A 24449-nucleotide genomic window follows, 5' to 3' on the forward strand; every position below is an offset into this window, starting at 1 on the left:
ACCGGCCCTCGCGGATCTCGAACACCACAACCCCTGAACAAATCAGGTGTTGCAACCACCCCTAGAACCCAAGCAGTTACTTGGTAAAGGGTGCCCTTCACTCCGGTCCCCGTCACCCTGTGGCGCGACACGGTGCGGTTCGCGCGCTCCCGACCGTTGCAGGTCATCGCGCGATTACCCGTCCGATCCACAGGAAGTCTCGGGCTCGGGTCACCGCCACCAGGCGTTGCCGGTGCAGCGCTTCGCGTTCCTCCCGGTAGCCGCCGGACAGCAGCGGTTCGTCGGGCAGGAACACCGTGCGGAATTCGGTGCCCTTGGCGCGATGCACGGTGCCGACGTGGATCGGACCGGAGATCCGCCCGCTCCACCGCTCCAGCGGCCGCACCGCGAAACCGGCGGTGCGCAGCACGTTCTCCCAATGTTCGGCAGCGCTGTTGGTGCGGGTGAGCACCGCCGCGTCAGAGTCGTCGTCGAGCCGCCGGAGCGCGGAAACCAGCGCCTCCTCCTGGTCGTCGCCCTGCCACTCGACAACTCGCCCGCCGTGCAGCACCGGCAGCGCCGAGCGCAGCGCGACGGTCGGACCGCCGTCGAGGTCGTCGAACCGGTTGATCGCGTCGAACTCACCGGCCTGCTGGATGATCGCGGTCCGATTCCGGTAGTTGCGCCGCAGGATCTCGCCGCGGCCGTGCAACGAGATCCCGGCCTCGGACAGCCGCCAGCCACCGGCGTACACCTGCTGCTGGCCGTCGCCGACCAGCAGCAACTGGTTCGGCTCGTCACCGCTGATCGCGTGCACCAGCCGCAGCCCGATCAAGGTCAGGTCCTGGACTTCGTCGACGACCACCGCGGTGTACTGCCGGGGCAGCGGGCGGCGTTCCAGTTCCGCCAGCGCCCGCATGAGGACGTCGTTGTGGTCGAACGCGCCGCGTTCGGACAACTCGCGTTCGTACTCGCAGTAGAACTGCCAGACGTGCGCCCGGAAATCGGGCGGCAGGTTCGCGCCCCGGCCCTTGCGCGGCACCGCTCGGTAGTTCTCCAGCGACCGGATCCCACGGCCTTTGATCACCCGGTCGATCTCGTCCTTCCAATAGGCGCGCGAGGTCCGGAAGTTCCGCAGCGGCGCGGTCAGCTCGGTGCGCTGCCACACCGCGTCGAAGGCCCGCTCCACCTGCCGCTCGTCGACCTCGGCGGCTCGCCCGCGCCCGGCCAGGAAGTCCCGTGCCCAGGCGTGCAGGTGGGTGAACTCGATGCGCTGCGCGAGCTGCGGGGCCAGCGATCGGAACTGTTCCTCGGCGATCACCGGCAGATTGCGCAGATGCGTTGTGAACAGCAGTTTCCCGGTGGTCCGCCGCGCCAGGTAGGCCAATCGGTGCAGGGCCAGCACGGACTTGCCGGTGCCCGCCGGTCCGGTGATCCGCGCCGGTCCGGAGTAGTTCCGCCGCACCGCGCCCAGCTGGGTGTCGTCCAGGAAGATCCGCCAGTCCCGGAACGGCCGGTCCAGCGCGCGCTCGATCCGGTCCCGGCGCAGGTCGCGGACCTCGAACAGCTCGGCCGCGGCGCCCGTCTGGCCGGGGCTCCGCTGCTGCGGGATGCGCTGCGGATTCCACATGATCGGCGCCAGGTCGAAGGTGCGGCTGTCCAGGTGGCGGGCGATGGCGAGCGCGTCAGCGGGCTCCAGCACCCGGTCGCCGCGCCGCAGGATCCGGTCCAACTCGCCCTCGGTGACCGTGAGGTGCTCACCGCTGTGCCCCTTGCGGCCCCGGTAGTCGGCGGGGTGCACCACGACGGTCCGGGCCACGGCCTCGGTCAGCAGGCCCGCTTCGGTCGCCGCACCGGCCAGCAGTTCGGCGGTCCACACGAACGCCGCGCGCGTGGTCTCCCACTCGGGTTCGGTGTCGCGCAACAGGATCACCAGCACCCCGAGCGGCCCGGTGAGCACCGCGTCCGGGCGGTTCGGCGGGGTGTGCGGCGCGAACTGGTTGAGCAGCGGATACCAGCCGTTGTCGCACTCGACCGCGAACCGCTGCAAAACCCGGTTCTGCCAGGTCGGCAGCAGCCGGTCGCGCAGTTCGGCCTCGGCTTCGCGACGCAGTCGCTCCTGGCGGTGGTGGAAGGTCCCGGTCACGGCGCCTCCGTATCCTCTGGACACCGGCACCGGTCGGCTCGCGCGAAATCGTCCGGTGCCAGGTGCGCAAAACCCGCCCCGGTCGGCGGCACCGCCGCCGCAGGGGTGACCACGGTTCGAACACGCTAGGTGTCGACCCTAATGCGTTCCGTGGCATTTTCGACCGCCGTCGCGGCGGATCACCTGGATGTCGCAGGAGGCGGTCAGTCCAGCTCTTCGGCCACCAGGACGTCCAATGTGGATAGTGGTAGGGCGCCGTGCCGGAGGATCATGTCGTGGAAGCGCCGGATGTCGAAGGCGGCCCCGAGCCGATCCTGGGCCGCGGCCCGGATCCGCTCGATCTCCAGCCGACCCACCAGGTACGAAAGCGCCTGGCCGGGCAGCGCGATGTAGCGGTCGACCTCGGCGGCGGCCTCGACCCGCGACAGCGTGGTGCGGCTGAGCAGGTGGTCCAGCGCGCGCTGTCGGCTCCAACCGAACTGGTGCAGGCCGGTGTCGACCACCAGTCGCGCGGCGCGCAGCAGGTCCTGCACGACCATTCCCAGCCGTGCGAGGTCGTCGGAGTACAGCCCCATCTCGTCGGCCAGCCGCTCGGTGTAGAGGCCCCAGCCCTCGGTGTAGGCGTTGATGCTGATCAACCTGCGCAGCATCGGCAGATCGGTGCGCTGTTGGGCCAGGCTCAGTTGCAGGTGGTGGCCGGGCACCACCTCGTGGAATGCGATCACCTCGGAGGCGTAGCGCGGCCGCTGCGCGGCCTGCCCGGTGTTGGCGAAGTACACGCCGGGCCGCGAGCCGTCCAGCGCGGGCGACATGTAGAAGCCGATCGGCGTGGTGTCCGAGGCCGCTCCGGGGACCGGCCGCACCTCGCAGGGCTGGCTCGGCAGCCGGCCGAACCACTTCGGCGCCGCGGCTTGGGCCCGCGCGATCGCGCTGCGCGCGGAGGCCAGCAGCTCCTCGCCGTCGCGCCAGTACAGCGCCTGATCGGTGCGCAGGCGGTGCAGCACCGCATCCGGATCGCGTTCGCCCCAGATCTTCCCGCCGAGTTCGGCGACCTCGCCGCGCAGCGCGGCGAGGTGCGCGAGCCCGATCTCGTGCAGCTCCCGCGGGGTGTGGTCGGTGGTGATCTGGGCGCGAGCCAGCCGCAGGTAGATCTCGTGCCCACCCGGAAGCCAGCACAGTCCGGGCTGTTCAGCGGCGCGGGCGCGCGGGGCGATCTCGTCGGCGAGCACGTCCCGGTACCGCCGCAACGCCGGATGCACCACGTCGGTCAACAGGCGTTCGCGCGTTCGGTCCAGCGCCGGGTCGTGCAGGTTCGGGATCAGCAACGAGTCGCCTTCCGGTGCCGCGAGATAACCGTCGAGGTGATCGATGGCGTTGTCGACGAGCGGCCGCACCGGCACCCGTCCGGCAGCGACCCCGGCGCGGTGCCGCTGTGCCGCGGCAGTGGTGAACTCGGGAATCCGCCGCAGCCGCCGCAGGAAGTCCTCGGCCTGCAAGGGGTCGGAGATCGGCACCTGCCCGAGGTGGAACAGCAGGCCCGCGACCGGCGCGAACAGGTTCCCGATCACGGTGTACTCGGGCAACCGCGCGTCGCAGCGATCCACCAGCGCCTGCGCCTGGTGCACGACCACTGCGATGGTCAGTCGCTGCTCCAGATCGGCGTGCGCGGTGTCCACCGCCATCGCGCGGATGCGGATGTCCTCGGCGCGCTCGCGCAACGCGTACTCGGCGTCGGCGGTGATGTCCGGCAGCCGGTGGTCGCGGTCCCGGTCACCGTAGAGCGAGGCGCTCACCGGGTCCGCGTCGAACAGGACGGCCAGCAGTTCATCAGCGAGTTGCGCGGGCGTGCTCACAGCGTCCTATCGTGCCCCACCAACACGTCTCCGGGCCTGTTCGCGGTCGGGCTCGAACGTTGCGCCGAATGGGCCAGGGACAATGGGAGCGTGGACCCGCTGCACGATCCCGACGACGAAGCCCTGCTCGACCCGAGGCAGGCCCGCGACCTCGCCGGATTGGTCGAGGCCGCGCGGCTGGCGTCGGCCGTGGTGCGCTACGGGCTGCGCGCTCGGGTCGGCGTGGCGACGGTCGCGCTCAACCAGGACAACCCGCTGCCCACTGCCAATCACGCCTGCGCGCTGTGGGGAACGCTCGCGGAGGTCGCCGGAACCCTGCTGGAGTTGGAGCAGATCTTCGCCGAGGCGGGGCGCTCGGAGGCCGTCGTCTACGCCTCGCCGACCACGGTCGCGGAGATCGAGGGCATCGCCGACGACGCGGGCTGGCGCGCGGTGGACGAGATCGTGGCGATGTTGCACCGGGTGCGCCGGGACTCCCGAGGACAGGCGCGACCAGCCGAGGACGGCGACCTGCCCGCGATCGTCGAGCTGATCGCGGACGACGCCGGGCTCTCCGAAGAAGGTGAACGGCGGCTGCAGCGCAACCTCGGACACCGGATCGACGACCCGCGCTGCGTGCTGCTGGTGATCGACGATCCGGGTGCGGAACGCGTCGCCGGTTTCGCGCAGGGCTTCGTCGAACGCGGCGTCGGCCTGGTCGAGCAGGTGATCGTGCGCCCCGGTCGGCGGCGTCGAGGGGTCGGCCGAGAGCTGGTCGCGGAGACCGTCGACGAGCTGCGCGAGCGCGGAGCGCTGCTGGTCGCGGCGCTCAGCGAAGAGGGCGGGACAGCGCAGCGGTTCGCGGAAGCCTGCGGATTCGAGGTGGCCTACGCGGTGACCTCCTACGCCCGCAACATCGACGACCTGCTGTAACGGCGGTATTGGGCCCGCAGTGGCGATAGCGCGCTGGGTCACGGGCAGCAGCGCTGCGACTCGGTAAGTCGATTGACCACCTCGCGGTCGCATGTTTCGCTTAGTTCGCCTAAATAGTTTGGGAGGACTGGTGTCGAGTGACTCGGCAATGGATGAGACCACCGAGAACTCGGGCATCAACTCCTTACCCCGCGAAATCTGGATCCTGGTCTTCGGCAGCTTCATCGTCGCCATCGGCATGGGCATCGTGGCGCCTGCGCTGCCGACCTTCGCGACGAGCTTCGACGTCGGGGTCACCGCGGCATCCTTCGTGATCAGCGCGTTCGCCCTGATGCGGCTGGCTTTCGCGCCGGTCAGCGGCCGACTGGTGTCGTTGTTCGGCGAGCGGTCGATCTACCTGTGCGGCATCACCATCGTCGGGGTGAGCACCGCCGCCTGCGCGTTCGCCGGTTCCTACTGGCAACTGCTGATCTTCCGCGCCCTCGGCGGCACCGGCTCGACGATGTTCACGGTGTCCGCGGTGGCGCTGCTGGTGCGCCTGGCCCCGCCGCACCTGCGCGGCCGCGCCTCCGGCATGTGGGCGACGAGTTTCCTGCTGGGCAACATCTCCGGGCCGATCATCGGCGGCTTCGTGATCGGGTACTCGCTGCGCCTGCCGTTCATCAGCTACGGCATCGTGCTGTTCGTCGCGGCCTTCATCGGCTGGCTGCTGCTGCGCAAGTCGACGCTGGCCGCGCGGCAGGCGGACCCCAGCGCGCCAGCGATGACGGTGCGCCAAGCGCTGCGGCACCGCGCCTACTGGGCCGCTCTGCTGTCGAACTTCAGCAACGGTTGGGCCGTCAATGGAGTTCGAGTCGCCCTGGTCCCGCTGTTCGTCATCGAGGTGCTGCACGCCGCGCAGTCGATGGCCGGTGCCGCGCTGTCCGTGTTCGCCGTGGGCAATGGCGCAGTGCTGCTGCTGTCCGGTCGAATCGCCGACCGGCGCGGCCGCAAACCGATGGTCCTGATCGGTCTCGCGATCTCCGGCGCGGCCACCGCAGCACTGGGCTTCGCCGACTCCGTCCCGTGGTTCCTCGGTACTTCGCTGGTCGCGGGCATCGGCGCCGGAATCCTCAATCCGGCGCACAACGCGGCGGTCGCCGACATCGTCGGCGCGAGCGGCAAGGGCGGCCCGATGCTGGCGGTGTTCCAGATGTCCGCCGACTTCGGTGCGATCCTCGGCCCGCTGATCGCCGGGGTGCTCGCCGACACGATCTCCTACCGGGCGGCGTTCCTCGTCACCGGATTCACCGCGGCAGTCGGCCTGCTGGCCTGGAGCGGCGCCCCGGAGACCCGCCTGACCAGGGCGGTCAGCGTGCGCCGGACCGAAACCCTCGACGAGGCGGCCTAGCGCGCCATTGGGCAGGTGTCCGCTCGCGTGCGGCGGGGTATCCCGGCACTGACGTCGTGCTGCCACGGCGTCACCGCTGCTGCCGATGTGGAGGACGACATGACCACGACCACCGGTATCCCCGGCAGCGAGCTAACCGACGAACTGCTGCTGCGGGAACTGCACCACCTGCACGAAACCCGCAACGAGACCTTCCTGCACGGCTCGGCGGACGCGCTGCGCGAGCACACGGCACGCACCTTCGAACTGGAGCAGGAGTACCTGCGGCGGTACCCCGAACGCGAGGTGGATCCCCGCCGCACCCGTTCCGGTGCGAGAGGAGGACCGCAACATGCCTGAGCCACGCGTCGTGATCGTCGGCGGCGGACACGTCGGCCTGACCCTCGCACTGCGCCTGCAGTCGAAGTTGCGGCCGGGCGAAGCCAGGGTCACGGTGATCGACACCCAGCCGCACATGACCTACCAGCCGTTCCTGCCGGAGGCCGCGGCCGGTTCGCTGGAACCGCGGCACGTGGTGGTGCCGCTGCGCGAAGCGCTGCGCAAGTGCGAGGTGCTGACCGCGCAGGTGTCCGGCATCGACCACGCCCGGCAGCGGCTGACCGCGACGCTCGGGGACGGCAAGGTCGAGCATTTCGGCTACGACATCCTGGTGGTGGTCCCCGGTTCGATCTCGCGGGCGCTGCCGATCCCCGGCCTGGCCGAGCAGGGCGTCGGGTTCAAGACCATCGGCGAGGCGATCTTCCTGCGCAACCACGTGCTGTCCAGATTGGACATCGCGGCCAGTACCGGCGACGAGAAGCTGCGCCGCAGACTGCTGACGTTCGTGTTCGTCGGTGGCGGGTACGCGGGAATCGAGGCGATGGCCGAGCTGGAGAGCATGGCCCGCGACGCGATCCGCAGCTACCCGCAGGTCGCACCCCAGGACATGCGCTGGGTGCTGGTCGAGGCGATGGGCCGGATCATGCCCGAGGTCAGCCCGCCGATGAGCGAGTACACCAAGCGGCGGTTGGAAGAACGCGGCATCGAGGTGAAGCTGAACACCACCGCGAAATCCTTTGTGGACGGACACGCGGTGCTCTCCGACGGCGACGCGTTCGACACCGATACGGTGGTATGGACAGCCGGGGTCAAACCGCACCCGATGCTGGAGGAAAGCGACCTGCCCAGGGACTCCAAGGGCCGCGTCGAATGCACGGTGAAACTGCAGGTGCGCGGCACCCACAACGTGTTCTCGGCGGGCGACTGCGCCGCGGTCCCGGACCTGACCAGCAGCGACCCGGACGCGCTGTGCAGTCCGTCGGCGCAACACGCGGTGCGCCAGGCCAAGGTGCTGGCCAACAACATCGTCGCGATGCTGCGCGGCGAACAACTCGTCGAGTACCGGCACAAGTACGCCGGATCGGTGGCCGGGCTCGGGCTGTTCCAGGGCGCTGCCGAGGTCTACGGGGTGAAGCTCAAGGGGCTCCCGGCCTGGTTGCTGCACCGCACCTACCACCTCGTGAGGATGCCGACCGCGTCCCACAAGGCCCGCATCCTCGGCGACTGGCTGCTGGAGCTGCCGTTCCGCCGCCAGGTCGTGGCGCTCGGCGAATTGCACGACCCCCGCGCGGAGTTCATCAAAGCGGCCAACACCCGCGGCCTGCCGAGATCCCACCACGGCACCGCCGCTGGCTGACCGCGATCACTCCAGGCCGGGCAGCGGCACGACCCCGTGCTCCCAACGCACCAGCCGTTGCGCCTTGCCCGACTCGGTGCGCGGAATGTGGTCGGGAGGCAGCACCCGGACGATGCAGCCGAGCCCGAGCCGAGCGCGCAGCGCGGCGGTGAGCTCGCGCTCCAGGGCCTCGGCATCGCCGTGCGGATCACGCGGCTCGACGGCGATGCGCAACTCGGGCCGGGAACGATCCCGCAGGTCCTCGACGATCAGGTAGTGCGGCGCCACCCGCGGATCGGCCAACAGCACGGCCTCGATCTCCGAGGGGAACACGTTGATACCGCGGATGATCAGCATGTCGTCGGTCCGCCCGAGCACCCGGCTCATCCGGCGCAGCGTCCGCGCCGAGCCGCGCGCGGGCCCGTGCAGCGACGCCACGTCACCGGTCCGGTAGCGCAACAGCGGAGTGCCGGTCTTGGTCAACGTCGTGAACACGAGTTCGCCGACCTCGCCATCGGGCAGCGGCGTGCCGTCCGGGCCGACCACCTCTGGGTAGAAGTGGTCCTCGGCGATGTTCAACAAGCCCCCGGAGTCCAGCGACTCGCACGCGACACCCGGCCCGATCACCTCGGTGAGCCCGTAGATGTTGAGCGCCCGCAACCCCAACAACGCCTCAACGCTGTGCCGCATCGCCTCGGTCCAGGGCTCAGCGCCGAACAACCCCACGCGCAGCGACAGCTGGTCAGCGGTGATCCCGGTCGAGGCGAACGCCTCACCGAGGTAGATCGCGTACGACGGAGTGCAGCAGAGCGCGTCGGGCCGCAGGTCGAGCAGCAACCGGAGCTGCCGGTCGGTGGCGCCGCTGGACGCTGGCAGCACGGTCGCGCCGAGCCGCATGGCGCCGTGGTGGACGCCGAGCCCACCGGTGAACAGCCCGTAGCCGTAAGCGCAGTGCACGAAACTGCGCCGCGTCACACCAGCACCACCCAGCGCACGAGCCATCACCTGTGCCCAAACGTCGACGTCGTGCGCGGTGTAGGCCACCAGCGTCGGCCGCCCCTTGGTGCCGGAGGAACCGTGCACGCAGACGATGTCGGCCTCGGGCGCGGTGCGCAGTCCGAACGGGTAGTTGTCCCAGAAGTCCTGCTTGGTGACCAACGGCAAGCGGTGCAACTCGTCGAGCCCGACGTCAGCCCCCTGCGAGACGCCGAAGTCCCGCAGCCGAGAGCCCTGCCACCCGTCGGCGGCCAGCAACCGGTCGATGAGCCGGTGCAATCGATGTTCCTGCAGTTCACGGCGTCTCTCGGGGTCGGCCCCCTCGTCCTCGGGAACCACCAGCGAAGGACGCGCCCGCTGTGCTGTCGCCACGCCCCAGGGTGTAGCAGCTCCAGGAGGCTGATGGGTAGATCCAAGAGGGGGGACCCCCGGAGGAAGCCGGGAACAACGCTGTTGTACTGTATCCACACAAGAGATGAGCGGTGCGGAAACAAACCGAACACCTCGGAAGACCAAGGGGCTGTGGCGCAGCTGGTAGCGCACTTGACTGGCAGTCAAGGGGTCACGGGTTCGAATCCCGTCAGCTCCACTCCGCTGACCTGGGCCGATGCAAACTCGCATCGGCCCTGGTTTCGTATTGCCTGTCTATTTGCCTGTCTAACGCTTCGGCTTCGGGTCTTTGAAGACGCCATCCATCACTGATGCTCCCTCGACGATGACTGGTTTGATCTGCTTCCGGTAGACCAGCTCGGTCACCCGCGTTCCTCCGTGGCCGACCAGGCGGGCGATGTCTTCCACCCGAACCCCGGAGGCTGACATCACCGAGACGAAGCTGTGTCGCATCTCGCGTGGTGTCCAGTCCTTCGGGTTCAGTCCTGCGGTCTTGATGACCCTCCGAAAGGAGCGGCGGACGTTGTGCGAGTCCAGCTCAGTCCCGGCCGCCGACGGGAAGACCAACCCTTGTGGATCCCAGACCCGTCCCTGCCTGTTTGCTTGTGCGCGTTGTCGAAGACGGTGCAGGCGAAGGGCTACGACGCAGCGCAAGGGGAGCGCGAGCGTGCGGCGTGACTTCTCCGTCTTTGTGTCGCCATCCTCGCGAACCGAATGCCACACCTCGATTGAGCGGGGCACTGGCGGGTCGGCGCTCGGGTCGCCGTGCAGGTCGACGTGGTCCCAGGTCAGGGGTCGAAGTTCTTCTTGGCGTGCGCCGATGAGCAGAGACAGCGCGATGTAGGCGTGCATCGTAGAGCTTTCAGATGCTTTCAACACGGCTTCTGCTTGGTCGAGGGTGAGCGACTTGGAAGGTCGGCCTTCCAGCCCCGTTGGGACTTCGCACAGGTCCACCACGTTGCGCATGACCTTGTCGCGTGCCTGTGCGTGCCGTATTGCGCGGTTGAGGATCGAATGCAGGAGTCGGAGCGTTCGGGTGCTGAGATGTGTTGCCCGGTCGGCAAGCCACTTCTCAACGTCCTCAGCGGACAGATCGCGCAGCTTCTTTTTGCCCAGGAAGGGGATGATGTGCTTGTCAACGTTGTGCCGGTAGTTCTGCCTTGTCGCATTGGTTCGGCCGTTGAGCCCGAAGGTGAACCAGCTTTCCACTGCATACGCAACGGTGTATGAGCCTGATGTTGCGGCGGGCTGCCCGCTGTCGCGATCGTTGATCAGATCCCGAAGCTTCTCTTTTGCCTCGGTTTGGTGACTCCGCTTGCACTTCGAGTCTTGCGCTTCCCCTGCGTGTCGAATCCGATTGTTACCCAGGCAATCCAGCGTTGCCGTCCCTCGTGCCAGTGCAGACCGCCATCGCCCCGGCTACGCCGCTTCGTCATTGCCGCCCTCCTGTGCTTCTTTCTCCAGTAGTTCGATGTATTCGGCGAGTGCGGATGCGGGGATGAGCCGGGAGACTCCTTGGGTGACCGAACGGAGGCGGCCGGTGCGGAGTTGTTCGTAGATGGTCGATCGGCTCATCGAGAGTAGAACCATGGCTTCCTTGATCGGGTACAAGAGCCGGTTCGGAACCGCATCTGCGGTGAAGTGAGCAGCGGTCAGGCGCCCCCTTGGTGTTGGTGGGTGAGGGGTTGCCGTCCCAGCCGTCCCAAGCGTCCCGATGCTGGTCAGGCTGGTACGGCTTGTGGTGGTGGGACGGCTGTTGCCGTCCCAAACCGGCGAATCGGACGTTTCGGTGGTACGGCTAGAGCTGTCCCGGAGGGTCAAGCCGTCCCGCGCCGACCTGGGCTGGGACGCTTGGGACGGCTGGGACGCCTCCCCCTCAGCGGTCGAGCACTGGGTACCTGGAGATCGTCAGCGCGGAAGTAGAGATGCCTCCCGTCCGACGGGGTAGCCACGGCAAGGGTGTCCGGCCACGGCACACCGTCAGGGCGCTGACCCGCTTCGAGATCGCCAACCGATCCTGCCGTGCCCACCTGGTGGTGACGCACCTCGTCTCCGAGCGCGCAGTGCGGGAGCGGTGAGGCCCGCCTGTCAGTGGCCAGTTCCAATTCCCCACTGACGCCAGTTGGTGGGGAGCTATTTGGCCGTAGCAGGGATACGTTGTGTAACGATGGGGACGAAAATAGTGCGGTCCAATCGTCTTACCCGCCGACGCGCGTGCCAAGCTTCGAACACCTGCGAACGGGAACGTCGGTGGAGGATGGATGATCGGTGACCGGTGGGGTGTGAGCGACAGCGAGATCGTGCGCTCCTACCCGTGCGACGACTTCGTCACCTCGCCCGCGCTGGAGGCATGGCGGGGCGTGAGCGTCCAGGCGCCTTCCGAGGCGGTATGGCCATGGGTCACACAAGTGAGGCTTGCGCCCTACTCGTACGACTGGATCGACAATCTGGGGCGCCGCTCACCTCGCGAGCTGGTAGATCTTCCCGAGCCGCAGGTCGATGACAACTTCACGACCGCCTGCGGGCGCAGGCTGGGCCGCATCGTTTCGGTCGACCCGGGGAAACAGCTGACCGGCACCATCCTAGGCGCCGTCATGTCCTACGTCCTCGTGCCCCAGGACCACGACACGACGCGTCTACTGTTCAAACTTGTCATGCAAACCAGCCGCTGGGTGGCGCTCGGGGTGTCCGTCGGCGATCTGATCATGGCTCGACGGCAGTTGTTGAACCTGAAGATGCTCGCCGAACGACACCAGCACTGAGCTGCGGCGCGGGTTGAGCGGCTTGACGCTGAGAACGCCGAGTTGACCGGTATAGGAACGCCGCCGATGACTCCCCGCAACGGATGGCGGCGTGACAGTCCGTGCAATTGGCCGCGAGCGGGGAACACATCTGGCCGCGATAACTGGCCGTCCACGGGGAATTCATGCTGGCCGCTGACACCCGCCAGTCATGTCTGCGGTGGTCTCAGTTGGGTCTCATTCGTCGTCGTTCACGATCGGTCGAATGCTCTTCGATGTGTTCACCGCAGGTCGTTGACCTACGCCTTTGAGGTATCCGACTGCTGCTGAATAGGTGTTGGTAGACCTGAAAAGGCTGAATCCTGAACAACGTGCATCAAAGACCGGACTCGCCGTCATTGAACTTGGCGCCGTCGAACCGAACGTTGACTCGAGGAACGAAGCCCGGCCATGGAACTTGGCGTCATTGAACCGAGCTCCGCCGTGGAACTCGGCCTCGCCGAACGAAGCGGCCTTTTGGAATTCGGTGCGGCTGAACGAAGCGTCTCGCAACTCGGCGAAGTCGAACCAAACGTCGTGATGGCCAGGATGCCGATCGCGATGAGCAGCACCCACCACCAGCGAAGCGGCGTTACCTGCGGCCGGTCTGATGCACGCCTGCGCCGGGCGAGGCGAGAAACCCATCGCTTCACGCGAGCATGATCGCAGCTGCGATGCCTGCACATGCCCAGAACGACCGATCAGCGCTTGCCTGTCTAACTGCCTGTCAATCGGTGCGGACTCCGGCGTACACCCGTGGACAGGTCGGGACTGATCGAGCTGGCCAGAGCGACACCCGCAGCAGGTAGATCAACCCCCCAAAGTGCCTGGCAGTCAGGGGTCACGGGTTCGAATCCCGTCAGCTCCACCCTTGTGACCTGGGCCGATGCGAGATCGCATCGGCCCAGGTCACATGCGGCGGTCGGTTCGTACCGGCTGGCCAGCCTTTACGAGCGGGTCGATCGTCCCCGGGACGAGGTGCGAGAACGGGCTGTCCTGAATTCGACCTTGGCCCGACTCGACTGCCCCGAATGCGCAGCCACTGCCCGCCCCCGCCAGGATGGCCGTTCTCGTCCTCCTCATGCGGCGCCGGGAATGCAGATTGTCTGATTCGGATGGATGAGATCGGGGTTGGTGATGTGGTTGTAGTGCGCGAGCTTTTGCCAGGGCACGCCGTACCGCTGGCCGATCTGCGACAGTGTGTCACCGGACTTCACCGTGTAGGGCGTACACACGTTGGGATGCGCATTCGGATGCAGGTAGAGAAATTGATCCGGATAGATCTTGTTCGGATTCTGGATACCGTTCATGCTGGCCAGCATGTCCATGTCCACCCCGAACCACTGGGCGATCTCCGAAAGCGTGTCGCCTCGCTGTACCGTGTAGGTTTCACAGTCCGTCATCTTTCTTCTCCTTTAGTTCCTGTGGCACGTGCCCAACCGACTTGTGCGGCCTAGGGAACTCCTTAGAGCCACCTGTCAAGCGAAAGCGGGAACCTTGACGGGAATGCAGATGCGCTGACCCGCCTGGATCACATTCGGGTTGGGGATGTGGTTGAAGTGGGCCAAGTCTTCCCATGATTTCTTGCCGGGGCGGGCGGCCTTGAGGTGGTTCTTCTCGGCGATCTCGGACAGGGTGTCCCCGCTCTTGATCTCGTAATGCTTGATCTCCTGGCCCTTCTTGCCGAAGAAGTTGATCTTCTGGCCGATCTGGATCAGGTTTGGATTCGGGATCTGGTTGTGCTTGGCGAGCTCCTGCACGGTGTAGCCGAACCACTTGCCGATGTTCGTGAGATTGTCGCCTGATTGCACCGTGTACGAGCTGCATGGCTGCGGTATTGGCATCTGACTTCTCCTTCGGTTGGCCACCCTGCGGACCCGTTGCTCTCGAGGAGTGGCGACTGACTCCCAGTCCGGCACAGATGACGTACCCCAGCAATGGGCCTTCAGGGCCATTGAGGATTCTTTTCGGCAGGATCTCCTTGAACCGCTGAGGTCCATTTCTCCCAGGCGGGGAGAACCGGATGATGAGGAGTGTGGGTGACCGCACCGACGACCTGGTTCATCACCGAGGACACAGCAAGTGCGGCCTCATGGAAGGCACGTTTCTCGACGAGCTTGATGAACATCGTCGGCTCGACCTCGGCACCCGCAACGAGGTGCAGATTGCGGAAGTCCTTTGGTGCGGTTCCTAGTGGCCTTACTGGCAAGCGAATTACGCAAGTCAGTTCTTCGCAGGCGTTGCCGATTGGCCGTTGCCGAATTCTTCCGCTCTGTCGGTGTACGAACCGGCTTCGAGGTTCGGCGGCGGTCGGTTCGCGGCCGCGTCAACGACGTTGTGCGACCACGGTTCTGGTTGGACAGCGCGCCGAGCAGAACGCCAAGGTCGTATCGCGATACCACGTCGAGTGACTGCTCAGTCCCCCCGGCCAAGCGTGGCACCGCAGCGACTCCCGCGTCCGAGTCGTGCACCCTCAATCAACTCAACATCCCTTTCCTGGAACGCTGCCGAGGTTCCCACCCGCGATCGGTCGAAGTTGAACTAACGGGCTGATCCGAATGTCGACGCGGCGGGGTGCGGATCGGCCTACCTCGCCGTCAGTGCGGTGACCAGTTCTTCCAGTCCGTTGAACCGCCAGTCGAAGACGTCGGAGCTCGTTGGCGGATCTTCGACCGGTCGGTGGACGTAGGCGGTTCGCATGCCCTTCGCCTGCGCTCCCCGGAGGTCCCAGGCGTGGGCCGCCACCATCAGCACGCGTTCTGGTGGACATCCGGCCGTGTCGATGGCGAGTTGGTAGACCTCCGGCGCTGGTTTGTAGGCCAGGGCGGCTTCGGCGGACAGGGCTTGGTGCCAGCGCAGCCCGGCATGTGCGTTGAGTCGCAGCAGAGCCGTGCGGCTGGCGTTGGAGAGCCCAATCACGGGGAACCGCTGCGCGAGCCGTTCCAGAGCGGCGACGGAGTCGTCCCAGGGAGGCAGGCGCTGACCCGCTGTGGCCAGCCGGGCGATGGTCGCCGGATCGGTGAGTCCGGCGTGGTCGGCCACCAGACCGGCAGCCTCTACGTCGATGATCTCGGTGTTGACGTACGCGCGGTGCCCTTGCCCGATGCGTTGCTGCTCAAGCTCGACATGCCGCTGCCACGAGATGAGCAGCTCTTCGACAGTCGCATCGTCGGACTCGGGCACCGCGTCGCGAATTGCCGCTCGAAGCCCGCTGGATTCGTCGACCAGTGTTCCGAGGACGTCGAAGACGACGACCTCGATGTCGCGGATCTCGGCCATGCGTGCTCCTGTTCGCGCTGGTGTCACTGGTCTAACCGGTGACGATGTTGTCACCAGTCCCGTCACCGGTCAAGATGGTGACGTGGATTTCGCGTTCGTGAGCGGCAACTCGGCCCTCGATCTGGCTGCCACCGTGGGGTCTCGTCGAGACGAGCCCATCGACGTCCTGGCCTCGCCCGCAGACCTCGAACGGTGGGTGGCCGAATGTGACGAGCTTCCCGACCGTGTTACCGCCGACTTCGAAACCTTCGAGTCCGCGCTGTCACTGCGAGAAGCGATCTACCAACTTGCGCTCGATCGCGTGTTTGATCGGCCGTTCGATCGGGGCAGCCTCAAGATCGTCAACAACACGGCCGCCGGGCCGGTGCCCACGATCAAGCTCAGCGACACGGGGCTGCACATGTCGGGAGACCTCCTCGCAGTGCTTTCCCAAATAGCCAGAAGCGGTATCGCAGTGCTCGCCGATCCTCATGCCTGCCTCAAGGAGTGCGGTCGCGCTGGCTGCACTCGCATCTATCTCGACCGCTCGCGCGGCGCCCGGCGTACCTGGTGCGGGATGGACGAGTGCGGCAACCGCGTCAAGGCCGCGGCTTATCGGGCTCGCAAACGAGCTTCGACGGCACCCGAGGGTCGCGGAGGTTTCCGGCATTGACCGTCGGCTAGCTCAATCCGCTCCCGTGGGAAGTCGGGACCCTTGCGGTCAGGATCGGTTGGAAGAAGCCGGTGTCTTCTGGTGCGTGCCACTCGGCGTCCTGGAAGCCCGTGCCGATGACGAAGCCCATGAGCTGGTCTTGGGTCAGCGCCCAGTACGTCGTGCGGCGGACCCGCACCGACCAGGATTCCGCGTGCGGGATGAGCTGGAAGTGCTCGATTTCGTAGTGCTCCGCGTCGTTGTGCCAGTCCCAGAGCTGGAAGGTGATCGTTCGGCCGGTCGGAGTATCGGCGACCTGGGGCGGCGTGGAGCGTGGACGGGTCTTGCGAATCGAGTCGTAGAGGCGAGTCGTGATCAGCAGTAGGCCGCCAGGTCTGAGAAGACGTCGCATGCCGGTAAGTGCACTCTGAAGATCGTCAGGTGTGAGCAGGTGCGGAAGCGCATTGTCAGCGCAGACGATGACATCGAAGGATGCGGAGCGGAACGGCAGGGCGCGCATATCCGCTGCGGCGGCTGGCAGGAGCAGTTGACGTGCGCGTGCTTCGCGGGCCGCGCGGGTGATGGCGACAGGGCTGATGTCGGTGCCGATAACGCGATGCCCAAGCGCGGCAAGACCGAGTGCCTGGGTGCCGATCCCGCAGGCGCAGTCGAGGATGCTCTGCGGTCCTGGGCCGTGTTCGCGGCGGATAAGTCCATCGAGGGCGTGGGCTTGCCGAGCGCTGCTGGTTTCCCAGTCGGGATAGATCCGGTGGTAATCCTCAGCAAGCTCGTCGTAGAAGTGGCGTGCCGAGCCTTCGTCCATGCGGTCACGGTAGGCGGCCCCGACGAGCCGTGTCGGGTTCGCCCGTTCCCTGGGTTTCCAGCGGCCCCGAGCGCACCGTAAGAGGTTGCGCGAATTGGCTTTCGTGGCGGTGCGGGTAGCGGGACCGTCGTGAGTGGTAGTGGTCGCCACAACGGCCATTACCACTCACGACTGAGGAGCGAGCGAGTTCCTGCCGATCGGCTCAGTTGGTGGTTAGCAGTTGGATTCGGATGTCGCGGAATTCGACTCGGCTGTCCGGGTCGTGGTTCTGCAGGCCGACGAAGCCTTCCGGGCCGCGTGCCGGGTCGGTGCTGGTGAAGTCGTTGACCAGCACGTCGTTCAGCCACACCTCGTAGCGTTGGCCGGTTACCCTCAGCCGGTAGGTGTTCCACTCGCCGACCGGGTTGGACGCCTGCCGCAGTGGCGGCTGGAAGTTGTAGATCGTGCCCGTTTTCTGCGGATCTCCACCGGGATTGTCGTTGATCTGCACCTCGTAGCCGTGGTCCACCGCCACCCACGGGTCGTCACCGGGGTCGGGGAAGCGCAGGAACACACCGGAATTGTTGGTCTCGGCGGTGACCCGCCACTGCAACCGCAACTCGTAGTCGGCAAAGCTCCGGTCCGAGTACCACAGCAGGCCCATGCCGCCGTGGCTGACCAGCTTCCGGTCGACGATGTCGAAGCCGCCGGGGCCTGCCTGCGACCACCCGTCCAGACTGCTCCCGTCGAACAACGTGATCGGCGGCCCGCACGGCCGATACGCCGCCGACCCTGCTGAGGGGGCCGCCTGCGAGGCACCGGCCACGCCCGTGGACATCACCGCCAACATCGCCAGCATGGCGAGCAGCGCACTACGAACACGCATCCCTGTCCTCCTTGTCAGTGGAGCTCACAGCGGTCGAACCCGGATGTCGCGGAACCTCAGCTGGTTGTCGGCGTTCTCCAGCCCGATGAACGGCCCTTGGCCGCGACTGGCATCGCCGGTGTACTCGGTGACGACCTGGTCGTTGAGCCGGACCACGTAGGTGTTGCCGCGCACTTCGATGGAGAACCGGTTCCACCCGCCCAGCGGCGGCTTGGCGGCCAGGAACTCGGCGGCCTTGACCCCGCGCAGCGAACCCGTCCGCTGGTCGACGGACTCCACCCGATCCAGGATCGCCACCTCGTAGCCTTCGCGACCCGGCAGCGTGGCATCGCCACCGGGATCACCGAAGCGCAGCATCAGTCCGGAATCCGCGCTGACGTTGAACGTCTCGTACTCGGCCTCCAGCACGAAATCACCGAACTGCTGCTGGGAGTACCACAGCACGCCACGACCCGATGCCGTTGGCTGCAGCATCCCGTCGGCGACGGTGAACCCGCCTTGGCCGACATGGCTGAATCCGGCCAAGGTGCTCCCGTCGAACAACCGCAGCCATCCCTCGGCATCCGGGGCCGGATGCCACAACACCTGGCCCCGCCCGGTCGGCACGTCATCGCGCACGTTCACCGGCACGCCGTCCACCACGACCAAGCGCCCGTCACCGCGGCTGCACGAGTCCTGCAGCGCCGCGCACGCCAACACGACCTCCGAGGCCGCAACCGGACTGCTGTAGGAAAGCCGTGCGAGACCGCCCTGATCGGTGTTGACCACCTGCCGATCGGCCAGCATGAACGGCACACCCGCCGAGTGGCCGGGCGGCAGCCCCGCAGCGGGTGCCCGCCGGTAGACCTCGAAGGTGATCGGCGCTCCGGCGCGGTTCGGCCCGCTCAACGTCGCAGTCACTTCATGCGGCTGTCCGGCGTCCAGTTCCGCAGAACCGGGCGACACCGCCAGCGCACCTCGCACCGGCTCGGTAGCAGTGACCACAGTGGACGCCGATCCGCGTTCGAAGCCCTGCGGATCCACCACCGTCACGGTCGCGGTGTACTCGCCGAGTTCGGTGTAGGTGTGGCCGACCCGCGCTCCGACACCGGTGGTGCCGTCGCCGAAGTCCCACTGGTACTGCGACCCGGCCGGGGCGCTGTCGGCGGTGGCGGACAGCGTCACCTCCAGCGGCGCCGGGCCGCGCGCGAGGTCGCTGGCGGCCGACACGTTGAGCGGACCCGCCGCGCCCAGCCCGGTGAACCGCATCGCGTCGAGCCGGAACAGATCGGATCCCTGGCCACCGAACACCGCGAACAGCTCGTGACTGCCGCCCGGATCAACCACCGGCACCGCAGGAAGATCCACATATCCAGGGACACCTCCGGGTACCGGTGCGGTCGCCACCAGCGGCCCATCCGGAGCGCCTGCCCGCAGCTCGATCGTGCCGCCCGCGCCCGGTGCGGCCACCCGGAACGCTGCGGACTGCACGGATTCCAGGCTCATCGGCCGCCACGACACGGCGTCACCGGGATCGATGTCGCCGATCGCCGCATCGCCCTGGGCCCCATCGTCGGAAACCACCGACGCCCCGTGCAGTGCGGTGGCGTGCTCGGCCTGTTTGTTCTTGGGCTGCAAGCGGATCTCGTGGCTGCCTTCGGCTGGCGGCACGTTCGGCCCACCCCGGTCGGTGTAGGTGGCCCGCAGGACGATGAACAGGTTCGCATCCGAGCCATGCCCGTCGTCCTGCTGGATCTGGATCCGCCCCGAACAGCCCTGGACTTCGGTCTGCGGGTGCGCGTGCTCGTCGTGCCCCAGCGCCACCTGCACCCGCACGTCCGCGCAACTGATGCCCTGTCCGATCACGCCGTCCTCGGTGTCGGAAACCCCGACCCGGTAGGAGATTTCGTCGCCGAAGTCGATCATGGAGCCGTCCGGCGGCAACTCTAGGTTCACCACCGGTTCGTGATTGCCCACCGAGATCGGTACTCGGGCCACCGTGACCCGGCCGGTGGCGTCGGTGAGGATCAACTTCGCGTCGTAAGCGGCATTCTCGGCGTAGGTGTGCTGAACCTGCGGGCCTTCGGTGTCGATGGTCCCGTCTCCGTCGAGATCCCACTGGAACCGCAGCTCGTCCCCGTCCGGGTCCGACGATTCCGACGCGTCGAAGGAGACCTCCAGCGGCGCGTTGCCGGAACGCGGGGTGGCGGTCACCTGGGCGGTCGGCGAACGCTGGCCGTTGGTGTGGTCGATGCGGTACAGCCCCGCGTTCGGGCCCGGGGTGAAGAATCCGCCGCCGTACTCCAGCACGTACAGCGATCCTTCCGGCCCGAACTCCATGTCCATCGGCTGGTCGAAGTCGGCGTTCGGCATGAACGGGGAGATCGACACCAGCTGCCCCTGGCCGTCGCCCCGGACATCCTTGACGAACCCGCGGGAGTACTCGTAGAAGAACGCCGCCCCGTCGTACTCGGCTGGGAACTTCGTCGGCGACGCCAGATCGGGGTCGAACCGGTACACTGGACCGCCCATCGCGGTCCCCCCACCGGGGCAGTCGATCTGCGGGAAGACGTCGAAGCACTCGTACGGGTACCAGATCAACGGAGTTTGTGCTGGCGGCAACTCTGTCAGTCCGGTGTTGTTCGGTGAATCGTTCGTGAGATTCGCGCAGTCGAACGGCGGGCCCGAGACACCGGTGGCGAAATCGTAGTCGCGGTAAGGGATGTTGTCGGCGATGCAGTACGGCCAACCACCATTGCCCGGTCCTTTGACCAGGTCCAGCTCGTCGTACTGCCGCGGCCCCCGCTCCGGGTCGTCCTCACTCGCGTCCGGGCCCACAACGCCCACGTACACCCAGTCGGTCGCGCGGTCCACGCTGAACCGGAACGGGTTGCGCAGCCCCATGAAGTAGATCTCCGGTCGGGTCGACGGCGTGCCCGGCGGGAACAGGTTCCCCTCCGGAATCGTGTAGGAGCCATCCGGCTGCACGGTGATCCGCAACAGCTTGCCGCGCAGATCGTTCGTGTTCGCCGAGGACTTCTGGGCGTCGAACGGGGCTCGCCCCGGCCGCTCGTCGATCGGCGAGTAGCCGTCGGAAGCCCACGAGTTCGTGTTGTCCCCTGTGGACAGCAGCAGGTTGCCCTTCGAGTCGAAGTCGATGTCGCCTCCCACGTGGCAGCACAGGTCGCGCTGCGTGGGTACTTCCAGGATCACCTGCTCTTCGGCCAAGTTCAGCTGAGCGCCGTCGAGCTGAAAACGCGACAACCGGTTCTTCGGCTCCGGGCCTGCGGGGGAGTAGTAGGTGTAAACCCAGCCGTTCTGCGCGAAGTTCGGGTCCAGCGCGATGCCCTGCAACCCGTCTTCTTCCCCGGTGTAGACCGGAATCCGGCCTGCCTCGGTGACGTTGTAGGTGACCGGGTCGAACAACCGCACGACACCACGCCGGTCGGTCATCAGCACCCGTCCGTCCGGTGCCACCGCCAACGCCATCGGCTCCCCGACATCATCGGTGAGCTTGATCTTCTCGAAGTTCTCTTCCGGCGCGCCGCTGACGTTTCCGGCCAGCACCCGCACGGAATCGGTCGGCGGGGGAGGCGGCGCGGGACTGGCGTTGACGGGACCGATCAGCGCGGCGAGCACCGCGAGGACCACGCCGATCACGAGCAACGGACTCCGGACAGCACGAGGTGACACCGACATCGTGGCCTCTTTCGGAAAGCACCAAACCCAGGTAAATAGAAGATAAAGGCAGGCGGTGCGGCTGAGTCGAAATCTGTCCGGTCCTGTCATTGAATTGCGGCACACGACGCAGAATTCACCCGGCGATCGGACGACCGGCCACCGCACAATGCCCGATCAAGACCCAACCTCGATGATCCTTTTCGCAGCGGGGAAAGATCGCGGACCTTTGGCGGTCCTGCGGTGACGGGGCGAGCACGATCGACGAGCGGCATCTGCCAGCACCTTCGATCTCGCGGTGGCAGTTCGGGACAGCGGTCGCGGGAGCAGCAGCAGGGCTCGGCGCCGCGAAGGCGCCAGCTGCCATCGGCAACTGGGTGAGCCTCTTCCCTCGGTATGACGTGGAAATCCTCTCCCAGGTGCTGGGTTTCGCCTGGTTTTGGATCAGCAGCGAGGAGTTCTGATTTCGCTGCGTCACGTCCGTTCCAGGCGTGCGGGTAGCTGTGTTCGCCGGAGCATCGGCCTCGCTGGTTGAATTGGAATTTCGGATTCGAATCGAATTGGACCTTTTGGGGTGCCGCTTTGTGGGGGATTCTTGGGGAGCCGCCTACGACGGATGAGGATCGCCCTGATGTACGTTCCCGCTCACTTCGCACCAGACGACGAAGCGGTGCACGAGCTGCTGACCAACCACGGAGCCGCTGACCTTGTCACCGCCACCCCGGACGGTCTGATCGCGACAATGCTGCCGTTCATCTACGACCGGGAGCGCGGCACTCTGCTGGGCCACCTCGCGCGCAACAACGACCACTGGCGCCAAACGGTGATCGGTGACGCGTTGGTCATCGTGCGCGGCCCTGACTCCTACATCACGCCGTCCTGGTACGCCGGCGAAGGCCGAACACGGACGCGTGGTTCCCACGTGGAACTACATGACCGCCCACGTGTACGGGACCATGACTGTGCACGATGATCCCGACTGGGTGGCGGGCGTCGTCCGCCGACTCACCGATCACCACGAAGCCGGTCGGCCCATGCCGTGGTCGGTCGACGACGCACCGGAGAAGTTCTTCCACGGCCAACTTCGAGCCATCGTGGGCGTGCAGGTGGCCGTCAAGCGGATCGAGGCCAAGTTCAAGCTCAGCCAGAACCGCCCGGCAGCCGATGTCGACGGAGTGATCGACGGGCTCCGGAAGTCCGGCGACGAGGCTAGCGCGAAAGCGGTCGAGAACCACCGCGCCTGAGCAAACCGCAGACGGAGTGCTGACAGTGCTGAGCGCCCGTGATCGCGACCGACCACGGTGAACTGCCGCCCGCGGCTGACCCGCAACACGCTGAAGGGACGTCCCGCCATGTTCACCGGCCTCAGCGCCTTTCCACTGACCCCGACCAGCGAGTCGGGCATCGACGAGCACGCATACGCCCAACTGGTCTCCCGCCTCGCGGCTGCTGGCGTGGACTCGATCGGCGCGCTGGGCTCCACCGGCGGCTACCCCTATTTCTCGCGCCAGCAGCGCGCTCGTGCGGCGCGGATCGCCGTTCAGGCCGCCGAGGGCACCCCGGTCATGGTCGGCATCGGCGCGCTGCGCACCTCGCAGGTCCTCGCGCTGGCCGAGGATGCCCAGGAGGCGGGTGCGGCGGCGGTGCTGCTGGCCGCGATGACGTACCACCCGCTCACCGACCGCGCTGGAAGCCCTGCGACTGGGAACCTCCGCATGAGCACCGCTCGGTCGGGCAACTGACGAGTCAGGCTCGCCGCAGGCCCGGCTGATCCGGATCGCTGACGAACGATGCCACCGTCGATGAGGGCGACGAGGTGGACAGGATCGTTGCCCTGGTGCGATGTGGTTCGGGTGCGCATGACGGGTACCCGCTGCGTGGCAGCTTTCGACCGGGCGGCCGGTCGAGCTTCCGCGAGTCCGGCGGGGTGCAGGGGGATCCGATGGACATCGAACACAATCGCGTTGAGACCAATGGAGTTCGGCTCCACTACGTCACCGCTGGATCCGGACCGGTCGTGCTCTGCCTGCACGGCTGGCCGGAAACGCATCGCGAATACCTGTGCATCATCGAGCGGTTGGGCCGCGGATATCGCTTCATCGCTCCGGATCTGCGGGGATTCGCCGACAGCGAGAAGCCGTTCAGCGGCTACGAGCCGAAGACGATCGCGGCCGACGTGCTGGGCTTGCTCGACGTCGAAGAGGTCGAGCGATTTCACGTCCTGAGCCATGATCTCGGCGGACCGGCTTCGGTTGCGCTCGCTTATCTCGCGACGGGTCGCGCCTTGTCGCTCTCGACGATCGAAACGCCGTTCTTCGGCCTCGATTACCCCGGATACGTAGACCCGCGAGTCGCGTATTGGCACCTCGGGATGCACATGAACATGGACATCACGCGCTTCCTGGTCGAGGGACGAGAAGAGCAGTACCTGCGGCACTTCTTCCGAGACTTCGCCTACGACCCGACCGCGGTGCCAGAATCCGAAATCCAGGCATATGCCATGCAGATGCGCCAGCCGGGCAACCTCCGCGCCAGTCTCAACCTCTACGGCTACATCCCGCAAATGGCCGAGCAGACGAGGGAGTTGACCGCGGAGAAGCTGACCGTGCCGATGATGGCGTGGGGCGGCCGATCGTCCTTCGGATCGCACTGCATCGAAAGCGCGAAGGCCATCGCGACCGAGGCGCAAGGCGGTGTGATCGAGCGGTGCGGTCACTGGGTGTTCCAGGAGAGGACTGACTTCATCTGCGACGAGTTGGACCGCTTCTGGGCCGGAAAGACTTGATCTCCGCACGACGCGCTGCTGGTCGACATGCCGAGCGGGTCCGCTGGGCTCACACTTCGACTGTCCGGTTTGGAGTTCGGCCCACGAGGAGCGAAACGTGCGTTTGTCCACCAGGAACCAGCTTCGGGGAACGGTCGCCGAGGTCGATCGTGGTGACGTGATGACCGTTGTCAAAGTGACATTGGAAGGCGGACAGCAGGTCATCTCCTCGATCACGAAGGATGCTGCTGACGATCTCAACCTCCAGCCAGGGACGTCGGTCACGGTTCTGGTCAAGTCCACCGAAGTCATGCTCGCGGTCGAATGATC

At 66.7% G+C, this 24449-nt stretch carries 25 protein-coding genes and 1 tRNA gene; 13 read left to right on the top strand and 13 right to left on the bottom strand.

The features are described from left to right. Nucleotides 1-163: 163 nt before the first annotated feature. Nucleotides 164-2125, bottom strand: coding sequence for a UvrD-helicase domain-containing protein (locus MOQ72_RS22525; RefSeq protein ID WP_242186993.1), 1962 nt, complete (start codon nucleotides 2123-2125; stop codon nucleotides 164-166). A 203-nt stretch (nucleotides 2126-2328) separates the two neighbouring features. Beyond that, a complete protein-coding gene (locus MOQ72_RS22530; RefSeq protein ID WP_242186995.1) occupies nucleotides 2329-3978 on the bottom strand; it encodes a DUF885 domain-containing protein in 1650 nt (549 codons plus the stop codon). 90 nt (nucleotides 3979-4068) lie between these two features. Here MOQ72_RS22530 and MOQ72_RS22535 point away from each other — a divergent pair, with 90 nt between their 5' ends. The 4 genes from MOQ72_RS22535 (at nucleotide 4069) to MOQ72_RS22550 (ending at nucleotide 7955) form a co-directional block, all read left to right on the top strand. Next, nucleotides 4069-4890 carry a GNAT family N-acetyltransferase gene (locus MOQ72_RS22535; protein WP_242186998.1) on the top strand — a complete coding sequence of 274 codons (822 nt, stop codon included), beginning with the start codon at nucleotides 4069-4071 and terminating at the stop codon, nucleotides 4888-4890. Between the two features lie 130 nt (nucleotides 4891-5020). Further along, nucleotides 5021-6280 carry an MFS transporter gene (locus MOQ72_RS22540; protein WP_308197937.1) on the top strand — a complete coding sequence of 420 codons (1260 nt, stop codon included), beginning with the start codon at nucleotides 5021-5023 and terminating at the stop codon, nucleotides 6278-6280. A gap of 15 nt (nucleotides 6281-6295) precedes the next feature. Continuing rightward, on the top strand, nucleotides 6296-6619 hold the full coding sequence (locus MOQ72_RS22545; RefSeq protein WP_242187000.1) for a DUF6158 family protein: 324 nt from the start codon (nucleotides 6296-6298) through the stop codon (nucleotides 6617-6619). After that, nucleotides 6612-7955 (top strand): NAD(P)/FAD-dependent oxidoreductase, encoded by a 1344-nt coding sequence (locus MOQ72_RS22550; protein ID WP_242187010.1) that lies wholly within the window; start codon nucleotides 6612-6614, stop codon nucleotides 7953-7955. Before MOQ72_RS22545 ends, MOQ72_RS22550 begins: the two co-directional genes overlap by 8 nt. A 6-nt stretch (nucleotides 7956-7961) precedes the next feature. Here the strand turns inward: MOQ72_RS22550 and MOQ72_RS22555 are convergent, their stop codons facing one another. Beyond that, the gene (locus MOQ72_RS22555) at nucleotides 7962-9302 is read right to left on the bottom strand and encodes a phenylacetate--CoA ligase family protein (protein ID WP_242187012.1); all 1341 of its coding nucleotides are present in this window, start codon (nucleotides 9300-9302) and stop codon (nucleotides 7962-7964) included. 144 nt (nucleotides 9303-9446) lie between these two features. Here MOQ72_RS22555 and MOQ72_RS22560 point away from each other — a divergent pair. Continuing rightward, a tRNA-Ala gene (locus MOQ72_RS22560) sits at nucleotides 9447-9519 on the top strand. Nucleotides 9520-9587: 68 nt separating this feature from the next. On the opposite strand, the gene MOQ72_RS22565 is transcribed toward MOQ72_RS22560, so the two are convergent. Together MOQ72_RS22565 and MOQ72_RS45680 are read right to left on the bottom strand one after the other, a co-directional pair. Further along, entirely contained in the window at nucleotides 9588-10529 is a 942-nt protein-coding gene (locus MOQ72_RS22565) for a site-specific integrase (protein WP_242187014.1), read from the bottom strand. A gap of 210 nt (nucleotides 10530-10739) precedes the next feature. Next, on the bottom strand, nucleotides 10740-10910 hold the full coding sequence (locus MOQ72_RS45680; protein ID WP_372495509.1) for a helix-turn-helix domain-containing protein: 171 nt from the start codon (nucleotides 10908-10910) through the stop codon (nucleotides 10740-10742). A 335-nt stretch (nucleotides 10911-11245) separates the two neighbouring features. On the opposite strand from MOQ72_RS45680, the gene MOQ72_RS22575 reads away from it, so the two are divergent. Together MOQ72_RS22575 and MOQ72_RS22580 are read left to right on the top strand one after the other, a co-directional pair. Then, nucleotides 11246-11398, top strand: coding sequence for a hypothetical protein (locus MOQ72_RS22575; RefSeq protein WP_242187042.1), 153 nt, complete (start codon nucleotides 11246-11248; stop codon nucleotides 11396-11398). Between the two features lie 183 nt (nucleotides 11399-11581). Further along, nucleotides 11582-12082 (top strand): polyketide cyclase, encoded by a 501-nt coding sequence (locus MOQ72_RS22580; RefSeq protein WP_242187044.1) that lies wholly within the window; start codon nucleotides 11582-11584, stop codon nucleotides 12080-12082. A 216-nt stretch (nucleotides 12083-12298) separates the two neighbouring features. Here the strand turns inward: MOQ72_RS22580 and MOQ72_RS22585 are convergent, their stop codons facing one another. From MOQ72_RS22585 to MOQ72_RS22605, 5 genes are all read right to left on the bottom strand, one after another. After that, the gene (locus MOQ72_RS22585) at nucleotides 12299-12745 is read right to left on the bottom strand and encodes a pentapeptide repeat-containing protein (RefSeq protein ID WP_242187053.1); all 447 of its coding nucleotides are present in this window, start codon (nucleotides 12743-12745) and stop codon (nucleotides 12299-12301) included. A gap of 434 nt (nucleotides 12746-13179) precedes the next feature. Continuing rightward, the gene (locus MOQ72_RS22590; protein WP_242187055.1) at nucleotides 13180-13503 is read right to left on the bottom strand and encodes a LysM peptidoglycan-binding domain-containing protein; all 324 of its coding nucleotides are present in this window, start codon (nucleotides 13501-13503) and stop codon (nucleotides 13180-13182) included. Nucleotides 13504-13578: 75 nt separating this feature from the next. Continuing rightward, nucleotides 13579-13944 (bottom strand): LysM peptidoglycan-binding domain-containing protein, encoded by a 366-nt coding sequence (locus MOQ72_RS22595; RefSeq protein WP_242187057.1) that lies wholly within the window; start codon nucleotides 13942-13944, stop codon nucleotides 13579-13581. A gap of 101 nt (nucleotides 13945-14045) precedes the next feature. After that, the gene (locus MOQ72_RS22600; RefSeq protein WP_242187074.1) at nucleotides 14046-14228 is read right to left on the bottom strand and encodes a hypothetical protein; all 183 of its coding nucleotides are present in this window, start codon (nucleotides 14226-14228) and stop codon (nucleotides 14046-14048) included. Nucleotides 14229-14686: 458 nt separating this feature from the next. Further along, the gene (locus MOQ72_RS22605; protein WP_242187076.1) at nucleotides 14687-15379 is read right to left on the bottom strand and encodes a haloacid dehalogenase type II; all 693 of its coding nucleotides are present in this window, start codon (nucleotides 15377-15379) and stop codon (nucleotides 14687-14689) included. Nucleotides 15380-15461: 82 nt separating this feature from the next. Between MOQ72_RS22605 and MOQ72_RS22610 the strand changes: the two genes are divergently transcribed. Further along, nucleotides 15462-16031, top strand: coding sequence for a CGNR zinc finger domain-containing protein (locus MOQ72_RS22610; protein ID WP_242187079.1), 570 nt, complete (start codon nucleotides 15462-15464; stop codon nucleotides 16029-16031). A gap of 7 nt (nucleotides 16032-16038) precedes the next feature. Here MOQ72_RS22610 and MOQ72_RS22615 read toward each other — a convergent pair whose 3' ends face one another. The 3 genes from MOQ72_RS22615 to MOQ72_RS22625 all read right to left on the bottom strand — a co-directional run bounded on the left by MOQ72_RS22615 (nucleotide 16039) and on the right by MOQ72_RS22625 (nucleotide 21376). Next, complete coding sequence (locus MOQ72_RS22615; RefSeq protein ID WP_242187080.1) at nucleotides 16039-16833, bottom strand: class I SAM-dependent methyltransferase; 795 nt, start codon at nucleotides 16831-16833, stop codon at nucleotides 16039-16041. 202 nt (nucleotides 16834-17035) lie between these two features. Then, on the bottom strand, nucleotides 17036-17698 hold the full coding sequence (locus tag MOQ72_RS22620; RefSeq protein ID WP_242187083.1) for a 3-keto-disaccharide hydrolase: 663 nt from the start codon (nucleotides 17696-17698) through the stop codon (nucleotides 17036-17038). A 24-nt stretch (nucleotides 17699-17722) separates the two neighbouring features. Beyond that, nucleotides 17723-21376 (bottom strand): PQQ-dependent sugar dehydrogenase, encoded by a 3654-nt coding sequence (locus MOQ72_RS22625; protein ID WP_242187096.1) that lies wholly within the window; start codon nucleotides 21374-21376, stop codon nucleotides 17723-17725. 610 nt (nucleotides 21377-21986) lie between these two features. Between MOQ72_RS22625 and MOQ72_RS44610 the strand changes: the two genes are divergently transcribed. The 5 genes from MOQ72_RS44610 to MOQ72_RS22645 all read left to right on the top strand — a co-directional run bounded on the left by MOQ72_RS44610 (nucleotide 21987) and on the right by MOQ72_RS22645 (nucleotide 24447). Then, on the top strand, nucleotides 21987-22328 hold the full coding sequence (locus tag MOQ72_RS44610) for an FMN-binding negative transcriptional regulator (RefSeq protein ID WP_277954505.1): 342 nt from the start codon (nucleotides 21987-21989) through the stop codon (nucleotides 22326-22328). Further along, entirely contained in the window at nucleotides 22288-22599 is a 312-nt protein-coding gene (locus MOQ72_RS44615; protein WP_277954506.1) for an FMN-binding negative transcriptional regulator, read from the top strand. The genes MOQ72_RS44610 and MOQ72_RS44615 overlap by 41 nt, the downstream gene beginning before the upstream one ends. A gap of 108 nt (nucleotides 22600-22707) precedes the next feature. Next, complete coding sequence (locus MOQ72_RS22635) at nucleotides 22708-23097, top strand: dihydrodipicolinate synthase family protein (RefSeq protein WP_242187098.1); 390 nt, start codon at nucleotides 22708-22710, stop codon at nucleotides 23095-23097. Between the two features lie 200 nt (nucleotides 23098-23297). Beyond that, nucleotides 23298-24140 (top strand): alpha/beta fold hydrolase, encoded by an 843-nt coding sequence (locus tag MOQ72_RS22640; protein ID WP_242187100.1) that lies wholly within the window; start codon nucleotides 23298-23300, stop codon nucleotides 24138-24140. 97 nt (nucleotides 24141-24237) lie between these two features. Continuing rightward, nucleotides 24238-24447 (top strand): TOBE domain-containing protein, encoded by a 210-nt coding sequence (locus MOQ72_RS22645; RefSeq protein WP_242187102.1) that lies wholly within the window; start codon nucleotides 24238-24240, stop codon nucleotides 24445-24447. Nucleotides 24448-24449 lie beyond the last annotated feature (2 nt).

This window comes from Saccharopolyspora soli (assembly GCF_022678645.1).
GTDB classification, from domain to species: Bacteria; Actinomycetota; Actinomycetes; order Mycobacteriales; family Pseudonocardiaceae; genus Saccharopolyspora; species Saccharopolyspora soli.

Excerpts from the sequence above, each read along its gene's own strand:
- MOQ72_RS22550 (WP_242187010.1), top strand. The coding sequence starts at position 6,612 with ATGCCTGAGCCACGCGTCGTGATCGTCGGCGGCGGACACGTCGGCCTG.
- MOQ72_RS45680 (WP_372495509.1), bottom strand. The coding sequence starts at position 10,910 with ATGGTTCTACTCTCGATGAGCCGATCGACCATCTACGAACAACTCCGC.
- MOQ72_RS22575 (WP_242187042.1), top strand. The coding sequence starts at position 11,246 with ATGCCTCCCGTCCGACGGGGTAGCCACGGCAAGGGTGTCCGGCCACGG.
- MOQ72_RS22580 (WP_242187044.1), top strand. The coding sequence starts at position 11,582 with ATGATCGGTGACCGGTGGGGTGTGAGCGACAGCGAGATCGTGCGCTCC.
- MOQ72_RS22585 (WP_242187053.1), bottom strand. The coding sequence starts at position 12,745 with ATGGGTTTCTCGCCTCGCCCGGCGCAGGCGTGCATCAGACCGGCCGCA.
- MOQ72_RS22590 (WP_242187055.1), bottom strand. The coding sequence starts at position 13,503 with ATGACGGACTGTGAAACCTACACGGTACAGCGAGGCGACACGCTTTCG.
- MOQ72_RS22595 (WP_242187057.1), bottom strand. The coding sequence starts at position 13,944 with ATGCCAATACCGCAGCCATGCAGCTCGTACACGGTGCAATCAGGCGAC.
- MOQ72_RS22600 (WP_242187074.1), bottom strand. The coding sequence starts at position 14,228 with ATGTTCATCAAGCTCGTCGAGAAACGTGCCTTCCATGAGGCCGCACTT.
- MOQ72_RS22605 (WP_242187076.1), bottom strand. The coding sequence starts at position 15,379 with ATGGCCGAGATCCGCGACATCGAGGTCGTCGTCTTCGACGTCCTCGGA.
- MOQ72_RS22615 (WP_242187080.1), bottom strand. The coding sequence starts at position 16,833 with ATGGACGAAGGCTCGGCACGCCACTTCTACGACGAGCTTGCTGAGGAT.
- MOQ72_RS22620 (WP_242187083.1), bottom strand. The coding sequence starts at position 17,698 with ATGCGTGTTCGTAGTGCGCTGCTCGCCATGCTGGCGATGTTGGCGGTG.
- MOQ72_RS22625 (WP_242187096.1), bottom strand. The coding sequence starts at position 21,376 with ATGTCGGTGTCACCTCGTGCTGTCCGGAGTCCGTTGCTCGTGATCGGC.
- MOQ72_RS44610 (WP_277954505.1), top strand. The coding sequence starts at position 21,987 with ATGTACGTTCCCGCTCACTTCGCACCAGACGACGAAGCGGTGCACGAG.
- MOQ72_RS44615 (WP_277954506.1), top strand. The coding sequence starts at position 22,288 with ATGACCGCCCACGTGTACGGGACCATGACTGTGCACGATGATCCCGAC.
- MOQ72_RS22635 (WP_242187098.1), top strand. The coding sequence starts at position 22,708 with ATGTTCACCGGCCTCAGCGCCTTTCCACTGACCCCGACCAGCGAGTCG.
- MOQ72_RS22640 (WP_242187100.1), top strand. The coding sequence starts at position 23,298 with ATGGACATCGAACACAATCGCGTTGAGACCAATGGAGTTCGGCTCCAC.